Here is a 17,507-nt window from a genome sequence, read left to right as displayed (position 1 = left end):
TAGTAATGAAGTATCTAAAGCAAGTCGGGTTTCTGAGTCTTTGGTTTATGCTAGTCGGCTGTGAAGATAACACCGAGCCTGCCCCTAAAGTTAGTGAACCTTATGTGGCGCCAGAGCCTGGTTATATCAAAAACCCAACGTTTGTCATTGATGGCAATGACAAGGTGATTGATTGGGGGCTGTTGCAGCACGCGAATAATACGTCTTACACGGTTAGTGTCGATGATGCTGTTTTAGCGTTAACTAGGGTTGGCGAAGAGCCTTGGGGAAAGGTAAATCAACAGTTTAAAAAAGCAGATATAGCGCCCTTGTTAGGTAAAACACTCGAGTTCTCAATTGATATAAAAGGCGAGTTTACCGATGACTCAGAACAAGCATTGGAGCCGCCAACTATATCAATCATGATTAAAGGCTTAAGGGCCGGCACCCCGGGGATGATGGGAAGCTCTACTTTATTCTCTAAAAGTGAACCCGTAGTAGAAGTTATGGGGGTCTCACCTTGGCGCCGTTATCGTATTCAGTTTGATATGCCGGATAAGCAAGAGGTGAGAGGCGCTACGCTGGAAATATCAATGGTTCTGACCCGCCACGGAACCTTATGGGCTAGAGCTCCAGCGTTAATAGAGGTTCCTTAGTCGAGCGGGTTACATCTTCAAGTGCATTTAACGCCATTTTTTATGCCGTGAGTGGATGTGTGTATCAATCACTAGGTTTGTTGGTGGTAGTTTGAGTGCTATCGGCTGACGGGTTTTTCTTTTTATGACCCGTCAGCGGATGCGGTTGTTTGTTGGGTAAAATCCTACTGTTGGCCTTGAGGCTTAATTCCACCTAAAGATACGTTTTATAAAACGTTATCAGTCCGTGATACTTCTGTGAGGACTCTCGGCCTCGCTCTCGTGACAATGGGTTATCGGCACACTTGTGTCGTAACCGTAACCATGTCGAATAGGGAGCACAGGATGAAAAAATTATCTGCACTGGCAAGCCTAATGATGCTAGCCACCGTTGGCGCAAATGCCGCTGACTACACAATTGAGGTTCAAAACCTTACTCGTAGTACCTTGTTTACCCCACTGTTGGTGGCCGCTCACTCTACTGATAGCGATTTATTTAGTGTTGGCGAGCCGGCTACCTTAGCACTGCAAACCATGGCCGAAGGAGGCAATATTACGCCTTTAGCGGCTGAGATTAGCGACGCCGGTGGCATGATCGTAGAAAATCCAGCCGGTGGATTATTGGTTGCAGGTGCTACCACCACGGCTATGTTTAACAACGACGCTGCCCCCACCAATGATCATTTATCTATTGTTGCCATGTTGTTGCCGACCAACGATGGTTTTGTCGGCTTAGATTCAATGTTACTGCCTACTGAGCCCGGTACTTACCGATATATGCTTAAAGGATACGATGCCGGTACTGAAGCCAACAATGAGTTGCGCGGCAGCGGCGCGCCAGGCGAGGCGGGTATGCCGGTACCACCACCGCTCGATCCACTACTAGGGACTAATGGTACAGGTATGCCTGGGGATGCTGAAGGCTTTGTACATATCCATCGTGGCGTACTGGGCGATACTGATAGCGTAGCGGGTGCAAGTGATATCGATGCGACTCGCCATCGGTGGTTAAACCCTGTTGCTCGCGTCACCATCACTGTTAAGTAAGGAGAGCGCTATGAACAAGCACTATATATTGGCGAGTTTATGCGTTCTGTCTTTGACGCTGACCGCTTGTGGTAGTGACGATGATCACAACGATACCATGGTTGTGACGCCTACCCCTGAGCCTGTACCTACCCCTACCCCTGAACCGGAGCCCGTGTTTGAGCCGTTTATCTACGCGGTAAAGGTGACCAATATTACCCGTGGCCAGCCACTGTCACCTTTGGCTGCAATGATTTTTAACGGCGAATATCAAATGCCGCAAATCGGTGAGCCAGCAAGCGTTGCCTTAGAGGTGTTGGCCGAAAGTGGTGATAACAGCCAATGGTTGCAAGCGGCAATGGTGGATGAGCATGTCTACATGAGTACGTCTGCCGAAGGTGGCCCACTGCTACCAGGTGCCAGCACGACTGTGATGTTGGAGGTTGACCCCGGCGCAGAAGTGCCAGCCGATATGTACTTAGGTTTAGTCTCTATGTTGGCCAATACTAACGATGGCATCACGATGTTGGATGCAACCGATTTAGCGCAACTACAAGTGGATGAAAGCGCAAGCTGGACCACTTTAAGCTACGATACAGGGACAGAGCTGAATAGCGAAAGCGCAGATACCATCATTGGGCCGGCCGCAGCTGGTGGTCTACAGGAAGGGTTTAATGCTGTGCGGGATGACATTGTCGATGAATTAAGACTCCACAGTGGTGTGATATCTTACGATGATGGCTTAATGGGCTCTGCCTTGAGTGAGGCGCAACGCTTTGACAATCCAGTCATGCGTGTCGATATCACTCGGATGCAGTAGTAAGTCGTACTTCCCGGCGATTGTTACAACTGTTGTCACTGTCGCGATAACAGTTGTAACAATTGCCGGCTTGGTGCATCTTAATTCTATCGCTCAAAAAATATTTTAATGATGCACTGAGAATTATCTATGGCAGACTCTATTCACCTAGCTTATGTTAATACTAAATCGCCGCAAAACCGTGAGAAGAAACGATTTTTGGTGGTGGAAGATGAGCAGGATTTGGCCGAGCTGGTTCGCATGCATCTATCCGAGCTAGATGCCGACGTGACGGTTTCTTACCGCGGCGATGAGGCATTACAATTGGCATTATCTCAAGTTTGGCACGCCATCGTACTAGACCTATCATTGCCGGGTATTGACGGTTTAGATATTTGCCGCGAATTGCGCAGCCAAGGTGTCGTTACTCCCGTTTTAATTTTAACCTCACGCTCAACCGAACTCGATCGTGTTTTGGGTTTAGAGTTAGGGGCCGATGATTACTTGACTAAACCCTTTAGTACACTGGAATTAAAAGCTCGAATAAAAGCATTGTTGCGCCGCGCCGAGCATAATGCGGTAATAGATGACTCCCCTGCGCAAACGGTAAGCGTGGGCGGTTTGCATATCGATCAAGCGCAGCGCAGCGTCAGTGTTAATGGTGAGTCGGTCGAGTTAACCGCGCGCGAGTTTGAACTTATTTGGTATTTTGTTTCGCATCCCGGCCGGGTGTTTCGCCGCTCCGAATTGCTGGATGCAGTGTGGGGCTATGGTCACGATGGTTACGAACATACAGTAAACAGTCATATTAATCGGTTGCGTGGCAAAATCGAGGATAACCCCGCTGAACCTAAATATTTAAAAACGGTGTGGGGCGTGGGGTATAAGTTTTGCGGCGAGCCGTGCATTGAGGTGACGTCATGAACCGTTGGTTTACTACGCTATATGCGCGCATGTCACTGGTGTTGATTGTACTCTTTGCAAGTATTGGGATTGCTTATTTAGCGCTAGTGTATTGGAGCAGTAATCGTTACTACCAAGAGATGACCCAAAATTTAAATCGTAGTTTGGGGATGTATATTGTCAATCGTGCGCCTTTAATTTCAGACGGTGTTGTTAACCACACAGCCATGCAAGAATTGGCAGCGCTGGTGATGGTGGTGAATCCAATTGTCGAAGTGTATTTAACGGACACCTCCGGAAACATTTTGGATCATGCGTTTTCTGAATCCGATTTGGCTTTGCGTCAGATCGATGTAGAGCCCATTAAAGCATGGCTTAGCGATCAGCGGCCATTGCCGATTGTTGGCACCGATCCGCGTACCGGTCGTGCCGACAAAGTTTTTTCGGCTTGGCCCGTCGAAGATGCCGGCCAACAAGTGGGTTATTTATATGTGGTGTTAGGGGGTAAGTTATATCAATCTCTGCGTGATTCATTAACCGAAAGTTATGTGTTGCGTTTAAGTTTAGGTGGGTTAGTCGCCATTGTCTTTTTTGCTTTATTGACGGCAGTATTAATTTTTGCGGCAATGACTCGCCCACTGCGGCGTCTTGCGCGAGATATGCAAAATTTTCAGGAGACTGATTTGAATGTGGCGCAAGCTGGTGTCAGTACGGGTGATGAGATCGCTTACTTACAGGATACCTTTCACCGTATGCGTGAAAAAATACACGATCAATTGCAGCGCTTGGAGCAAACAGATCGACTGCGCCGCGAATTGGTATCGAATGTGTCACACGATTTACGTACCCCGTTAGCTTCGATGCAAGGCTATTTAGAAACATTATCCATTAGTGGTGACAAACTTAACGATACTGAGCGATCTAGGTATTTGACGATTGCTTACACCCATTGTCGCCGCTTAACTAAATTAGTTCAGGAGTTGTTTGAGTTAAGTAAGTTAGACACCGGACGCACTGAACTTAGTTGTGAAACTTTCTTTTTGGCCGAGCTGTTGCAAGATGTGTTGCAAAAGTTTGAATTAAAAGCCAGTCAGCGCAATATATCCGTTAACACTGATCTGGCGCAGCGCGCCTATGCTGTAACGGCTGATATCGGTTTAATGGAGCGCGTGTTCGAAAACCTGATCGACAACGCTTTGTGCTACACGCCAGATGGCGGCAGTATTACCGTATCATTAGCAGCCGGTGATAATGGTGTTGCCGTCGATGTGGCGGATACCGGGGTAGGCGTTGCCAAAGAAAAGCTGCCACGTATTTTTGAACGTTATTATCAGGCTAAAGGGCCGCGGTTTGCACAGGGCGAAGGTACCGGTCTAGGGCTGGCTATTGTTAAGCGCATATTGGATTTACACCACTGCCAGATATCCGTGACCTCTGAAGAGGGGGCGGGTACGTGTTTTTCTTTCGAGCTGCCACAGGCTAAGGTGGGTTAATTTTGAGTTTATATGTAGCTTGCTGCTATGTATAAAATTTTTAAGGTTGTGATAGCACCATAAAAACCGGACGTCATCGTCCAGTTTTTATGGTGGCTATAATCACTAAGGGTTTGGCGCGACCAGAATGTCTTTCTCTGGCCCCCAGCTTTCTTGCTCCCGATCGTATACACCGAACGAACCGTTATCATCCCAAACTGTAGCGGCAATGCCATACTCTGTAGCTAAGTTTACGTGCTCGCGTAAATAAGCTAAACGGTCGGCTTCGGCACAGATGTTTTCTGGGTTTTGGTGGTCATAGTGTGCTGCGCCAAACTCGTTAACGGTAACTGGAACACCGTTAGTTTGGGCCCAATCTCGTGCAGTTTGATAAACTTTTTCCAGTTCGGCCTTGTCGGCGCTGGTGCTCCAGCCACGCACACACTGACCGGCAAAGGGCCAAGGATCGTAGGAGTGAAAATTGGCAATTAACTGACTGTCGTTAGGCAGTTCAATGTCAGCCAGAGTATTTATCGGTGTAAAGCCGCTGCCGGCAATTACAACCAATCGATTTGGATTGCTTACCCGAATAATATTCAATATTCGTGGATTTAAGTCGTTGCTTTGTGCCGCAGTCATACCGTTAGGTTCGTTTAGAATTTCAAACGACAAGCGCGCCGATTTGTTTTTAAAGCGCTCGGCAATTTGTTTCCAAATAGCATCAAAGCGCGCCCGCTTAGCGGCATTGGCGTAATCTTGTTTTAACCAAATTTCATGGTGAGCGTTTAAAACCACGTGGTAGCCTTGGGCCAACGCCCAATCTACTACCTGCTCGGTGCGATCCATGCGCGAGGCATTTACTGCGTAAGGCGCGCTAGTGGCTGTGTGATTATCCCAGGTGGCGGGAATGCGCACATGATTAAAGCCCGCGTCTGCAAAAGCGACTAAGTGTGCCTCTTGCGCCACTGGAGCCCAGTCGCCCTCATTGGGGTAGGCGTCCAAAGTGTTGCCAAGGTTGATACCGATACCCATTTGAGCCACCGCCTCGTGGGGTGTGTACTGAGTGGGTTCGGCGTAGCGCAGCTCTAAATAATCTAGCGCGGTATCCGCTTGAGCAAAATTTAGGGTTAACGTTTGTGGGCCGTCGCTCAAGTAAAGAGCGGTAGTGCTTATCTCTTGCCACATAGGGGCATCGCTTGCGGCTAGCTCAAGGGTGCTGTCGGTTAATGGCCGGTTGTCGGTTGTTAATGACCAAACACTGCCATTGGCACTCGCTCGTACCTGATAGCTAATGGTATATAACCCAGAGGTTTGTATGTCCACCAGATAACTTAAGCTGGCGCCGGTGTCGCTAATAGCGAGTCCCGCAGAAAGACTGTCACCGCTCTCGGTGGTTTTGGTTTGCTCGTCGCAAAGGCTGTAATCTTCAGCTTCAATACGGCTAGTATTTGTGCCTATCAGCGTCGCTACGTCTTGTGCGCATCCAGAGCTATTGCTGGAGCTGGACGATGATGCGCTTGAGCTAACACTGCTTGATACAACGCTAGATAGCACACTGCTCGAGCTGCTACTGCTGGCGCTGGATGAGGTCGAAGGAGGGGCAGTTTGGGTGCCACCGCTACTGCCGCAGGCGACTAAAGTGCTAATGCTGGCGATTAGGCCTGCGCGTAAAAAGAGATTGCTCCAAGAATTCATAATTTGGCCTGTTATTAGAATGTATCGAGGTAACGCACCACAGTACACTTAGTTCGCTGTGGTGGTTACGACGGTCAGTTTATCGTTATGTCTGGTTTTTTAAACCCATTCTATTGGGGAGTGTATTCAAAATAATCGTAATACGCCCAGGCATTGCCCCAGTAATACTCTTGAGGAAAGTACATGGCCGAGGCCGAGTTATCGCCATGCCAATGGTTGAGCATAAGGCGGGTTGGGTCTTTAGGCCAGGCGTACTGTGGGATCTCGTTGTTGGCCACATAGCCGTCGCCATTATCTTTATACAGGGTACGAATCACCTGGCGATTGCCCCAAGCGTCATCTAAATACCACTCAATTTTCCAACTCGACCAATCAAAGCCTATGGTGACTAAATCCTGTGTGATATTTAAACCGTATTGGCCGAGATCGATGTCTTGCTCCCAGCTCTGATAGGTACCGCCTTGGGGCTGATAGATAACGTTAGTGTGGACTACATTGCCAAGGCTCGGTAAAAATTCAATGTCTATCTCCTGCCAGGCGCGTCCCGGGACGTCATACCACGAGGTATAGGTGAAAATTGATGATACTGTGCCAGGGGTATTGCCGGTCTTTAGGCGGCTTTGGATATCGCCGTAACTGAGCAATTGTTGCGTACGCAGCTCGGCACATTGGCCCGGGGTAACGCCTAGAGTAATGCCATGAGAGCTGGGGTTGATCATGCTTGGCTCAAAAGTGCAGCCAAACGGGCTGCCGTTACTGCCACTGCGGGCCTGCCAAATACTGCTGTTAAACCCCCAGCTAAAATTGTGCCAGCAGGGCGATGCCGGCGATAGCGATATTGCGATAAATACTCTGTATCATCTTTTTGACCTCTCGTTATTATTTGTCTTAGTCTAACGGCACGTGTGGTGCAGGCTAGCTTGCGCGCACTACCGTCCGTGACCAACCGTAACGTTAGCGCTGGCTTAAAGCGTCCAAATTGCCGATAAAACGTATAATCGGTATGTCCGAGTTTGATGTGGTCATAAGTCGGACGCCTTAATGGGCGTGACCTAGGTATAATTTGACCGCAAACTGATAATAATGATTAAAAGAGAGCTCAGCTTGAATACGCTAACTCACGACTCCCTGTTATTTAACATCCATGATTTAGTGCTGGTGCTGGCGGCGGCACAGTTTCTGCTGCTGGCGGGGTTGTTAGTGGCAACCCGTCGCAAAGGCGATCTGAGCGCTTGTTTGTTGGCGGCAACATTGCTTGTGATTGCCGTACAAGAGTTGGATTCTCTATTTATTTGGAGCCATACCCTGCGCCATGTGGTGCTGGATTGGCACCCAGACTTACTGTTTTTAGGCAGCTTTAGTTATTGGTTGCAAGGGCCATTACTGTATGGGTTTGTTGCCAGCGTGTTGTATAAACAATTACCCCTGCGCAAGCGCTACGCTTGGCATCTATTGCCCGCGTTAGTGGCGGGAGCGCTGTTGTATGTTCATTACTACAGTCTGCCCTCGGCGGCTAAAGTGGCGGCGATGTCCGACTTGGGGTTTATGTGGACGCCGTTAATGACTCGGCTCGTGACCGTATGGCACTTAAGTGTGCTGGTTTACGGGGGCGCAAGCCTATGGCTTTTGTGGCGTTATCGACGTCAGCTGTTAGAGCGTTACGCTAATGTCGAGGTCAGTGAGCGGCGTTGGTTAATGTGGATGGTGTTAGGGTTTATGCTGATTGCCGCCTGGCAGCTGATGGTACACCTATTGGGGCAGCGTATCGGTGAGAGCTTGTCTAATATACTGGGTATTGCCAGTCACTATATCGCCTTTATTTTTGTCAACGCGCTGGTTTTTATTAGCATACGCTATACCCACTTATTTGGCGGTTTAGGCGCCGAGCCCGCCAGCGGTGAGCCCGAACCTTATAAACCTGAGCAGGTTGCCCGAGTTGACGAGTATATGCGCGTCCAGCAACCTTATTTATTGGCTGATATCTCACTGGACACATTAGCTAAGCGGTTATCGCTGCCAGAGCGCACGTTATCGCGTATTTTAAATCAACATTTTGGTAAAAACTTTTTTGAGTTTATTAATAGTTACCGGGTCGAGCAGGCAAAACAATTGTTATTGGATTCAGATAAGCAAAGCTGGACGATGTTACAAGTGTTAGCGGAGTCTGGGTTTACCAGTAAATCGACTTTTAACGCTATTTTTAAAAAGCAGGTGGGAAAAACGCCTTCGCAATATCGTAAAGAGCAGCGCCTGTAAAATACAGTGTGATTCACCCGATCAAGATGACGGAGTTACTGTGGCAAAAAGTAAAGTAGCATTTGTGTGCAACGAATGTGGCGCCGATTTTGGCAAATGGCAAGGTCAATGCAGCGAGTGTGGTACCTGGAACTCTGTGGTGGAAATGAAACTTGGCCCGGCACCCAAAGGTGGGGCCAGAGGTGCAGAGTTCTCGGGTTACTCGGGCAGCACTCAGGCGCAAGTACAAACTCTAGCGCAGATTAGTTTAGAAGATTTGCCGCGTTTACCCAGTGGTACCGGTGAGTTTGATCGAGTATTGGGTGGCGGCTTAGTGCCGGGCTCAGTGGTTTTAATTGGTGGGCACCCAGGAGCGGGCAAAAGCACGTTGTTATTGCAAACACTCTGCAAGTTGGCAGAGTCTGTGCCAGCACTTTATGTAACCGGCGAAGAGTCATTACAGCAAGTTGCTATGCGCGCGAAACGTTTGGGGCTGCCTACCGATAAACTGCAAATGCTCAGTGAGACCAGTGTCGAGCTTATTTGTATGAGCGCTGAAAAAGTTCGCCCCAAGGTGATGGTGGTGGATTCTATCCAGGTGGTGCACTTAAGTGATATTCAATCAGCCCCGGGCTCGGTCTCGCAAGTGCGTGAAGCGGCGGCTTTTTTGACTCGCTTTGCCAAACAAACCGGCACCGTGGTGATTTTGGTGGGCCATGTGACTAAAGACGGTTCGCTGGCCGGCCCTAAAGTGTTAGAGCACATGATCGATTGCTCGATTTTATTGGAGGGCTCTCACGACTCACGCTTTAGAACGTTACGCGGCAGTAAAAACCGTTTTGGTGCGGTTAACGAGCTAGGTGTTTTTGCCATGACGGAGCAAGGCATGAAAGAGGTCAGCAATCCATCGGCAATATTTTTACAGCGCGGCGAGGATGTTTCATCCGGCTCGGTGGTGATGGTTATGTGGGAAGGTACTCGGCCATTGCTGGTCGAGATACAAGCTTTAGTTGATGACAGCCATCTAGGTAATCCACGGCGCGTCGCGGTAGGTTTAGATCAAAACCGCTTGTCTATGTTGCTGGCGGTACTACACCGTCACGGCGGCATTATGGTGGGTGATCAAGATGTATTTGTAAACGTAGTGGGTGGCGTGCGTGTTGCCGAAACTAGCGCCGATCTAGCGTTATTGTTGGCGGTTGTGTCCAGCTTTCGTGATCGCCCGCTGCCGCGAGACTTAATGGTGTTTGGCGAGGTGGGGTTGGCCGGCGAAATTCGCCCCGTACCGAGTGGGCAAGAGCGCTTGCGCGAGGCATCAAAACACGGCTTTAAGCGGGCCATTGTTCCTGCAGGTAATGCACCGCAAAAAAGCATTCCGGGATTTGAGGTGGTGGCGGTGAATAATTTGACGGAAGCGTTGGAGGCGATTGATTAGTGTTGTCCTGCTCGATCTTTACTAATATTGACTGTATCTACATTTTCTCTCGCGTCATGCTAAGCGGTGCTTGAGCACCGACTCACGTTTAAATAATGATTAATAATAGAATGATACTTATGAAATATTTTTGTTTTTATCTAAATTCTCTGTGCAAATTTGCTAAACCTTTACTGCTTTTGAGCGCATCGCTCTTGTTGTCGGCAGGTGTGTTTGCCGCAGGCGAGCCGACTAACACCTGGAAGGTGTTGGACGCCCAAGGCACACCGACTGCCCGCCATGAAGCGGCGGCCGTGGCCTTTGAAGGTAAGCTTTATTTATTGGGTGGGCGACGTATTAATCCTACCGATGTTTATGATCCAGCCACTAACCGCTGGGAAGAAAAAGCCAAGCCCCCTATTGAGCTACACCATTTTCAAGCGGTGGTGCTGGGAGAAAAAATTTACTTGATTGGTGCCATGACCGGTGGTTGGCCCAATGAAACGCCGTTAACCAAGGTTATGGCCTACGTGCCGGCAGAAGACCGCTTTGAAACTTTGCATGATATTCCTGCCGCGAGACAGCGTGGTGGTGCAGGCGTCGTGGTTTATAAGCAAAAAATCTATATCGTTGGCGGTATTAAAAATGGTCATATGAATGGCACGGTTAACTGGCTGGATGAGTACGACCCCAGTACTGGCCAATGGCGAGTATTACCCGATGCGCCTCATAAACGCGATCATTTCTCGGCGGCTGTTATCGGCCACAAGCTTTACGCATTTGGCGGCCGTCAATCTAACCATGCGTTAGGTAATAACTTTGGCCCGTCACAATTATTTGGTGATATTTTTGATTTCGAGACTGGCCAGTGGCTGGCTACTGACGCCAGTATGGCATTGCCCACCGGGCGCTCAGGCTCTATGGCGATGGCCTGGGGGGATAAGCTAATAGTCGGTGGTGGCGAAAGCGATACTCAAGTGCCGGCGCACGCTAATGTCGAAGCGTTTAATACGAACGATAAAACTTGGAGCACTTGGCCGAGTTTAAATCAAGGTCGACATGGTTCCGCCTTGGTGATCATTGATGATTACGCTTACCTTGCCTCCGGTTGTGGTCAGCGCGGCGGTGAGCCAGAGCTGAACAGTATCGAGCGGTTAAAACTTCCAGCTTCAGACGCGGCGTTTGGTAAAAAAATAAACCCAGAGCCTAACTCTGCCAGTCAACCGATGCAGCACCATAGTTTAGCTTTGAGCTTTAACGGCCCAGAGACGGAAGAAGGTGCGGCGCTTAATCCCTTTACCGATTATCGTTTGTTGGTTGAGTTTCGCTCGGGCAATACACGCCATCTAGTGCGCGGTTTTTATGCCGCAGATGGCAATGCAGCTAACACGGGGGCCACTAAGGGCAATGTATGGCAGGTGCGGTTTAGCCCCGAGAGTGCCGGTGATTGGCATTACACGGCAAGTCTAAAGCAGGGTAAAAACATTGCGATTGAGCGAGACCCTGAGCTGGGTGATAGCGTTGCCATCAGCCCCAATAAAGGTACTTTTACGGTACTTGCCTCCAACAAAAAGGCACCTGACTTTCGCGCCGCCAATGCCGGGTTACTGCAAACCCAGGGTGGTTACTTTACCTTTAAGCAATCGGGCCAGCGCTGGTTAAAAGGCGGCACTAACAGTCCAGAAAACCTGTTGGCGTACACTGATTTTGATAATACTTACCGCTTAAATAATAAAGCGCGAAGTGGTGAGGCTGCCCCCGATAAGGCAATTCACAGTTACCGTTCGCACCAGGCTGATTGGCGCCCAGGTGACCCGACGTGGGGCGAGGGCAAAGGTAAAGCAATTATTGGAGCAATGAATTATTTAGCGTCTGAGGGCGTCAACGCTGCTTACTTTTTAACGTTAAATCTTATCGGTGATGGCAAAGATGTCTGGCCATATATCCAGCCAGATGAGTTTACCCGTTTTGATGTCAGTAAATTAGAGCAGTGGAATATACTGTTTGAACACATGCAGGCTAAAGGCTTGTTGCTGCACATAGTTACACAAGAAACCGAAAACGAATTATTGCTCGACGGTGGAGATACGGGCTTGCATCGCTCGCTGTACTACAGTGAGCTTATTGCCCGCTTTGGGCATCACCCAGGCTTAGTGTGGAATTTAGGTGAAGAGAACGGCCCTATTCACTGGAGCCCTAAAGGGCAAACGGATGCCCAGCGTCGCGCGATGGCACAATTTTTTAATACGCACGACCCTTATCAGCATCCGGTATTTTTACACACACACTCAGGAGCCAAAGACAAAGACGATATTGTTGGGCCTCTGTTAGGCTTGACCGAACTGCAAGGTTTGTCGTTTCAAGTGGCTGATCGCACCACTGTGAATAGTGAGACACGTAAGTGGCGGGCGCTGTCTGAAACTGCTCAAGCACCTTGGGCGATTACGATGGATGAGATTGGTGAGTGGCACACCGGTGCTATGCCTGACTCGCACGCGGGCAATCATAATAGCCTAAGACGACATGCGCTATGGGGACATTTGTTGGGTGGCGGAGCCGGCGTCGAGTGGTATTTTGGTGCACACTTCCCGTCTAATGATCTTGGTGTAGAGGACTTTCGTTCGCGTCACAACTTATGGATGCAAACACGCTATGCGCGGGAGTTTTTTCAGGCTTATTTACCCTATTGGGAAATGGCCCCCTGTAATGACAGTGTTATCGACCGCCAAGACACTTATTGTTTTGCCCAAGCTGATAAGCTTTACAGCCTTTATTTACCCGAGGGTAGAACCGGTATTTTAAAATTGCCCAATGAGCATCGTTATGAGTTGCATTGGTTTGATCCACAGCATGGCGGTGGACTGCAAGGTGGCTCCGTTAAGCTTGTGCAAGGCTCAGACTGGGTTGAGTTAGGCCTGCCGCCGGTGAGTGATGGCCGTGATTGGGTTCTTATGATTAAACAAGTACCAGATATGCCATAAACAGAAAATACGAGTTTTAAGCCCCTAAAAAACCCAGTTGCGTTATCGCAACTGGGTTTTTTTGAATTCAAGCTGGAACGCCGTCAACCGCGATAGGCACAAATATAACTATTTTGGGGCTCCCAAGTGTTATGAGCTTGGAGTACCTTAAGCTCACGAATAAATCTTATCGGGATATGTCCAGCCATATATTCATAGTGTTTTTGTTAATTGCCACGCAAAGTCGCTCATCTTTTCTATGCACCAGCCGCTATAATCTTTATTAAAATGAGGTCTGCGGGGCTTTCTCGTTATGGTCATATAGACTTAATGGTTGGTGGCGAGAGTTCAACGTTCTTTTCTCAAATAGATCCATAATAGGTATATAGCCGTATTGATGGGCATTTGGGTGTTTGTGTGGGTGGCATGGTAAACAACATAAAGTTGCGTCATTTGTTGGTGTTAACGCTGGCAGTTTCAGCATTGCCCTTTGGCTTGTGGGCAAGTCATATTTTTTCGCCCGGGGTTCATAGCACAAATTCACTTACCGTGAGTCCGTTTTCATGGACTAATACCGATGGCGAGTTGGTCGAATTATCCTCTGTAAAATCACCTTTGGTGATGCTGTTTGTCGGTTATTTGTCTTGCGATTCTGTGTGTCCCGCTCGATTAGGTGAGTTGGTGACAATCTCCAGAAGCATCCCCAGCCAAGAATTAACACTATTGTTTATTACTCTTGACCCTAATCGAGACACTCTAGAGCGGCGCAAAGAATTGGTGGCTTCACTGGGCATATCTGCAGGGGCTATGGATGATAAAGCACTGTCGCGCTTAAGGTTTGAGTTAAATGATCGACAAGGCGATATATCCCTTCATTCGGCAAACGTTTATGTCTTGAGTCCCGCGGGTAAGTTGATCACAGTGTTTGGTAATCAGTCCTTAAGTGTCGATACCGTTAAAAGTAGGTTGAGTAAGTTGAATGTCTAATATATCAAAGAGGTTGTCATGAACAGCGAGAATAGTCCTCAGGCAAAAAATGATCAGTCAGTTCTAATTATACTGCTGATTCAAGTGCCGATTCTCTTGCTTTCGGGAATGCTGGGTGCCGGCTTGTTTTGGTTCAGTGTGATTGGAGCTGTGGTGCTTGGCGGCGCAAGTATTGGATGTTATGTCTTATTGCGAGGTCACTGGATATTATCGATCGCTTTTGCCATTTTGATGATGAGTTTCTCTGGACTGCTGATTCAATCACAGATGGGCATGATTGAGATGCACTTCCATATTTTTGCCATGATGGCGGTGTTTCTAATTTATGAAGACTGGCGCCCGATAATAGCGGCACTCTTGACGGTAGCTGTACACCATATCAGTTTTACCGCATTGCAAATGACAGGTGCAGACTTCGCAGGCGTACCCTTGATCGCTTTTGCGGTGGAGTGTTCTTGGGGGATTACAATATTACACGCGGCATTTGCCGCATCGGAAGCTATCATTTTATCGATCTTGGCCCGCTTGTTACACAATCGCACGCAAACGGATTTAGCCGTTGTCAGTATTGTGCAAGAGGTCGCCAACGATCGTAATTTGCGTGTGGCGACCCCTACAGACGATACCGAGGCCGAAAAAGCTGTAAACCAATTAGTTAAAACCTTAAATGAAATATTTGTAGGGTTTCGCGAGCGGGCGACATCGTTAGATAACGTCAGCGGAATACTGGATGGCATCAGTGAAAATATCGGGCGCATTACCACGTTGCAATATGATCAAACAACACGTATTGCAGAGTCTACTGAGCAGATGCTGGGTAGTATTGCAGAAGTAGAAGATAACAGCACACAGTCGGCTCGGCTTACGGAGCAGTTAGAGACTGAGGTTGCCGGTGCCAGCACGAGTATGTGCGATATAGTTTCGTCTATACGTGGGCTCGAATCAGAAATGAGTGAAGTGTCTGACTCTCTCAATCAAGTGAATGATGATACCAAAGCGGTGAGTACTATTGTTGATAGTATTACGGCGATTTCTGAGCAAACAAATTTACTGGCACTGAATGCGGCGATTGAAGCAGCTCGAGCTGGAGAATCGGGGCGTGGTTTTGCGGTTGTTGCCGATGAGGTGAGAACTTTGGCCGCCCGCTCAAAAAGCTCTGCCAGTGAAATTAGTGCACTGATTGAGCGGCTGAATTACAGTGTTTTAACAACGGTTGAGTCTATGGCGCAACGGCAAGAAGAATTGACTCGCAGTAGCGCGCAAGTGCTAGCTGTCGGCGATAAGCTGGATGTTATTGCCGAAGAGTCACAAAGAGTCAGTCAAATGTCAAAATCCATCGCGCAAGCCATTGAGAATCAACGCTGCATGATGGAGCAGATCGGCGTCAACAGTGGCTCAATTAATAAAGAGGGACGACAATTATCCTTGCTGTCACAAGAGTTGGTTCGTGGTGCTGCTGATTTACGTGAGATGACATCGCAAAATCGTCTTGCGATTGCCGAGTTTCAAACGTAGGCTCACGCTGGGCTCGTGTTTCTTAGGGTGGTCAATATTATTGATCGCCCAATATTGCTGATGATCTTCATCACGGTTTCTAATTCTTAGAATAAGCTGGGGTATAAATGACTCTGCGGTAATGTAAGTAAAGTCCAATAGACTTGCCCTTGATGCAGTATTTTCGCTTAAATGATGTAATGCTTTAAAAGAAGGTAATAACTGCGGCTCGCCGGTTGTGATGGGATACCCTTATTGTTTTGTCAGTACCGCAAAAATTGATAAGCCGGTTACTTTTAGCAGCGAAACTAAAACGTTTGGCTGCGGCTAAGGTACTTTAAATAAAGCCATCGTTGGTATTTTAGATGGTACACACAACAGCTCGCAGTGAGATGTATGGCTAGTAGCTAATACCGTATTGGTTAAGACTGCACGGGGTTAGACTTTAGTAGCTTGAAGTTGTTACAGCAGCTCATGCAGTTCCCGCTCGGCAGCCTCAGCGCCGATGTTTAGTTCGACCAAGCGCCGCAGGTGACGGATACTAACCACATCAATCGAGATACTGTTAAGCCCAATGCAGTTGTTATCGTGGTGGGCTACTTCAACTTGCATGCAAATATCTTGCAGTTCTGATAATGAGATTTCGGCGCGTATCATGGCGCTGGTGTCCACCTCTGGCGGTAGGGGGCCTTGTATCAGTAATCCTTTAAGAGAGATGTCCAACAGTTGAGCGTGCCAGTGAAAACCGGCCTGAGACAAGCTGACATCGGTATGAAACGGAATACGCTGAAAGTGGCGACGGTCTGAATCGGTCATAAGGTATGCCCGCTGTGGTTGTATCTGGGATTGCGTCGCTCCAGTGTAGTAGATTTAAGCGGTACTTGCCGACTGTTATAATGGCATTTTATTAAGTGCGGGCAATACAGCTCAATTTTTTAAGTGGGACGACTATGACGCAATACAGAGTGGGTATTGACCTCGGCGGTACTAAAACCGAAGTGATTGTGCTAAACAGCATTAGCGAGGAGCTTTATCGTAAGCGTATTCCGACTTATCGCGATGATTACCCGCGCACCTTGGACGATATTGCCCAGTTGGTTGAGGATGCTGAAACGGCGGTAGGTGCCAGCGACTTACCGGTAGGTTTAGGGATTCCTGGTACGGTGTCACGTAAGACCGGACGAGTTAAGAATGCTAACTCGACGTGGTTGAATGGTCAGCAGCTGCAAGAGGATATCTCATTGCGGCTTAAGCGCCAGGTGATGGTGACTAACGATGCCAACTGTTTTGCGGTGTCTGAGGCCACGGATGGTGCCGGTGCCGAATACGATCTGGTGTTTGCCGCTATTTTAGGTACCGGTTGTGGCGGTGGTGTTTGCTATCGAACAGCGCCTTTGACCGGACCAAATGGTGTCGGGGGGGAGTGGGGACATAATTCATTGCCTTGGACCGAGCAGGCTCAGTTAAGTGAACGCTCTTGCTACTGCGGTCGCTTTGGTTGCCAAGAACGGTTTGTGTCTGGCACAGGTCTGACCGAAACATATCGCTTGCTTACGGGGGCGAGTTTAACGGGGGTAGAGATTCTTGCTGCATGTGAAGGCGGTGACGGTAACGCTCTGCAGGTAATGGATATTTATATGGAGCATTTGGCCCGTGCCTTTGCTGGGGTGATTAACGTGCTGGACCCAGATGCGATTGTGATTGGTGGAGGCGCATCAAACATTGTGGCTATTTACGATGAGCTGCCCGATAGATTGCCGCGTTATGTGTTTGGCGGTGAGTGTGACACCCCGATTCTACAGGCCAAACATGGCGACTCTAGTGGTGTGCGTGGTGCAGCCTGGTTAAATCCACTGTAGCCTACACGAGAGCATTACATATCGCCCAATAAAAAGCCCCGCATAAATG

The 17,507-nt window shown here is 48.5% G+C and carries 15 protein-coding genes; 12 read left to right on the top strand and 3 right to left on the bottom strand.

The features are described from left to right. The first annotated feature begins 5 nt into the window (after positions 1 to 5). The 5 genes from GILYN3_RS08920 to GILYN3_RS08900 all read left to right on the top strand — a co-directional run bounded on the left by GILYN3_RS08920 (position 6) and on the right by GILYN3_RS08900 (position 4,835). Positions 6 to 635, top strand: a complete 630-nt coding sequence (locus GILYN3_RS08920; protein ID WP_049722663.1) for a hypothetical protein — start codon at positions 6 to 8, stop codon at positions 633 to 635. A gap of 324 nt (positions 636 to 959) precedes the next feature. Further along, complete coding sequence (locus GILYN3_RS08915) at positions 960 to 1,661, top strand: spondin domain-containing protein (RefSeq protein WP_049722662.1); 702 nt, start codon at positions 960 to 962, stop codon at positions 1,659 to 1,661. A 10-nt stretch (positions 1,662 to 1,671) separates the two neighbouring features. Beyond that, positions 1,672 to 2,460: a spondin domain-containing protein gene (locus tag GILYN3_RS08910; protein WP_049722661.1), complete on the top strand. Its 789-nt coding sequence runs from the start codon at positions 1,672 to 1,674 to the stop codon at positions 2,458 to 2,460. 129 nt (positions 2,461 to 2,589) lie between these two features. Beyond that, positions 2,590 to 3,363, top strand: coding sequence for a response regulator transcription factor (locus GILYN3_RS08905; RefSeq protein ID WP_084005308.1), 774 nt, complete (start codon positions 2,590 to 2,592; stop codon positions 3,361 to 3,363). Continuing rightward, positions 3,360 to 4,835 carry a sensor histidine kinase gene (locus tag GILYN3_RS08900; protein ID WP_049722660.1) on the top strand — a complete coding sequence of 492 codons (1,476 nt, stop codon included), beginning with the start codon at positions 3,360 to 3,362 and terminating at the stop codon, positions 4,833 to 4,835. Before GILYN3_RS08905 ends, GILYN3_RS08900 begins: the two co-directional genes overlap by 4 nt. Before the next feature lie 105 nt (positions 4,836 to 4,940). Here GILYN3_RS08900 and GILYN3_RS08895 read toward each other — a convergent pair whose 3' ends face one another. Together GILYN3_RS08895 and GILYN3_RS08890 are read right to left on the bottom strand one after the other, a co-directional pair. After that, positions 4,941 to 6,509 (bottom strand): cellulase family glycosylhydrolase, encoded by a 1,569-nt coding sequence (locus GILYN3_RS08895; RefSeq protein ID WP_049722659.1) that lies wholly within the window; start codon positions 6,507 to 6,509, stop codon positions 4,941 to 4,943. 110 nt (positions 6,510 to 6,619) lie between these two features. Continuing rightward, the gene (locus GILYN3_RS08890) at positions 6,620 to 7,228 is read right to left on the bottom strand and encodes a family 16 glycosylhydrolase (RefSeq protein ID WP_198147335.1); all 609 of its coding nucleotides are present in this window, start codon (positions 7,226 to 7,228) and stop codon (positions 6,620 to 6,622) included. Between GILYN3_RS08890 and GILYN3_RS16720 the strand changes: the two genes are divergently transcribed. The 6 genes from GILYN3_RS16720 to GILYN3_RS08865 all read left to right on the top strand — a co-directional run bounded on the left by GILYN3_RS16720 (position 7,227) and on the right by GILYN3_RS08865 (position 15,620). Continuing rightward, complete coding sequence (locus GILYN3_RS16720) at positions 7,227 to 7,406, top strand: hypothetical protein (protein WP_198147334.1); 180 nt, start codon at positions 7,227 to 7,229, stop codon at positions 7,404 to 7,406. The two genes, GILYN3_RS08890 and GILYN3_RS16720, sit on opposite strands and share 2 nt — an antisense overlap. Positions 7,407 to 7,613: 207 nt before the next feature. Next, positions 7,614 to 8,765, top strand: coding sequence for a helix-turn-helix domain-containing protein (locus GILYN3_RS08885; protein WP_232305552.1), 1,152 nt, complete (start codon positions 7,614 to 7,616; stop codon positions 8,763 to 8,765). 40 nt (positions 8,766 to 8,805) lie between these two features. Beyond that, complete coding sequence (gene radA / locus GILYN3_RS08880) at positions 8,806 to 10,179, top strand: DNA repair protein RadA (RefSeq protein WP_049722656.1); 1,374 nt, start codon at positions 8,806 to 8,808, stop codon at positions 10,177 to 10,179. Between the two features lie 119 nt (positions 10,180 to 10,298). Next, positions 10,299 to 13,139: a Kelch repeat-containing protein gene (locus GILYN3_RS16505; protein ID WP_084005306.1), complete on the top strand. Its 2,841-nt coding sequence runs from the start codon at positions 10,299 to 10,301 to the stop codon at positions 13,137 to 13,139. A 405-nt stretch (positions 13,140 to 13,544) separates the two neighbouring features. Next, on the top strand, positions 13,545 to 14,105 hold the full coding sequence (locus GILYN3_RS08870; protein ID WP_049722655.1) for an SCO family protein: 561 nt from the start codon (positions 13,545 to 13,547) through the stop codon (positions 14,103 to 14,105). An 18-nt stretch (positions 14,106 to 14,123) separates the two neighbouring features. Continuing rightward, positions 14,124 to 15,620 (top strand): methyl-accepting chemotaxis protein, encoded by a 1,497-nt coding sequence (locus tag GILYN3_RS08865; protein ID WP_049722654.1) that lies wholly within the window; start codon positions 14,124 to 14,126, stop codon positions 15,618 to 15,620. A 441-nt stretch (positions 15,621 to 16,061) separates the two neighbouring features. On the opposite strand, the gene GILYN3_RS08860 is transcribed toward GILYN3_RS08865, so the two are convergent. Further along, on the bottom strand, positions 16,062 to 16,415 hold the full coding sequence (locus GILYN3_RS08860) for a PilZ domain-containing protein (protein ID WP_049722653.1): 354 nt from the start codon (positions 16,413 to 16,415) through the stop codon (positions 16,062 to 16,064). Between the two features lie 134 nt (positions 16,416 to 16,549). Here GILYN3_RS08860 and GILYN3_RS08855 point away from each other — a divergent pair, with 134 nt between their 5' ends. Next, positions 16,550 to 17,458 (top strand): ROK family protein, encoded by a 909-nt coding sequence (locus GILYN3_RS08855; protein ID WP_049722652.1) that lies wholly within the window; start codon positions 16,550 to 16,552, stop codon positions 17,456 to 17,458. Positions 17,459 to 17,507 lie beyond the last annotated feature (49 nt).

This window comes from Gilvimarinus polysaccharolyticus (genome assembly GCF_001187555.1).
Classification (GTDB): Bacteria; Pseudomonadota; Gammaproteobacteria; order Pseudomonadales; family Cellvibrionaceae; genus Gilvimarinus; species Gilvimarinus polysaccharolyticus.
This window is presented reverse-complemented; position numbering and strand designations above follow the sequence as displayed.

Bases quoted from the DNA above. Each gene is read 5' to 3' on its own strand.
- GILYN3_RS08860 (WP_049722653.1), bottom strand. From the start codon at position 16,415: ATGACCGATTCAGACCGTCGCCACTTTCAGCGTATTCCGTTTCATACC.
- GILYN3_RS08870 (WP_049722655.1), top strand. From the start codon at position 13,545: ATGGTAAACAACATAAAGTTGCGTCATTTGTTGGTGTTAACGCTGGCA.
- GILYN3_RS08910 (WP_049722661.1), top strand. From the start codon at position 1,672: ATGAACAAGCACTATATATTGGCGAGTTTATGCGTTCTGTCTTTGACG.
- GILYN3_RS16720 (WP_198147334.1), top strand. From the start codon at position 7,227: ATGCTTGGCTCAAAAGTGCAGCCAAACGGGCTGCCGTTACTGCCACTG.
- GILYN3_RS08890 (WP_198147335.1), bottom strand. From the start codon at position 7,228: ATGATCAACCCCAGCTCTCATGGCATTACTCTAGGCGTTACCCCGGGC.
- GILYN3_RS08865 (WP_049722654.1), top strand. From the start codon at position 14,124: ATGAACAGCGAGAATAGTCCTCAGGCAAAAAATGATCAGTCAGTTCTA.
- GILYN3_RS08855 (WP_049722652.1), top strand. From the start codon at position 16,550: ATGACGCAATACAGAGTGGGTATTGACCTCGGCGGTACTAAAACCGAA.
- GILYN3_RS08900 (WP_049722660.1), top strand. From the start codon at position 3,360: ATGAACCGTTGGTTTACTACGCTATATGCGCGCATGTCACTGGTGTTG.
- GILYN3_RS08915 (WP_049722662.1), top strand. From the start codon at position 960: ATGAAAAAATTATCTGCACTGGCAAGCCTAATGATGCTAGCCACCGTT.
- GILYN3_RS16505 (WP_084005306.1), top strand. From the start codon at position 10,299: ATGAAATATTTTTGTTTTTATCTAAATTCTCTGTGCAAATTTGCTAAA.
- GILYN3_RS08895 (WP_049722659.1), bottom strand. From the start codon at position 6,509: ATGAATTCTTGGAGCAATCTCTTTTTACGCGCAGGCCTAATCGCCAGC.
- GILYN3_RS08905 (WP_084005308.1), top strand. From the start codon at position 2,590: ATGGCAGACTCTATTCACCTAGCTTATGTTAATACTAAATCGCCGCAA.
- GILYN3_RS08920 (WP_049722663.1), top strand. From the start codon at position 6: ATGAAGTATCTAAAGCAAGTCGGGTTTCTGAGTCTTTGGTTTATGCTA.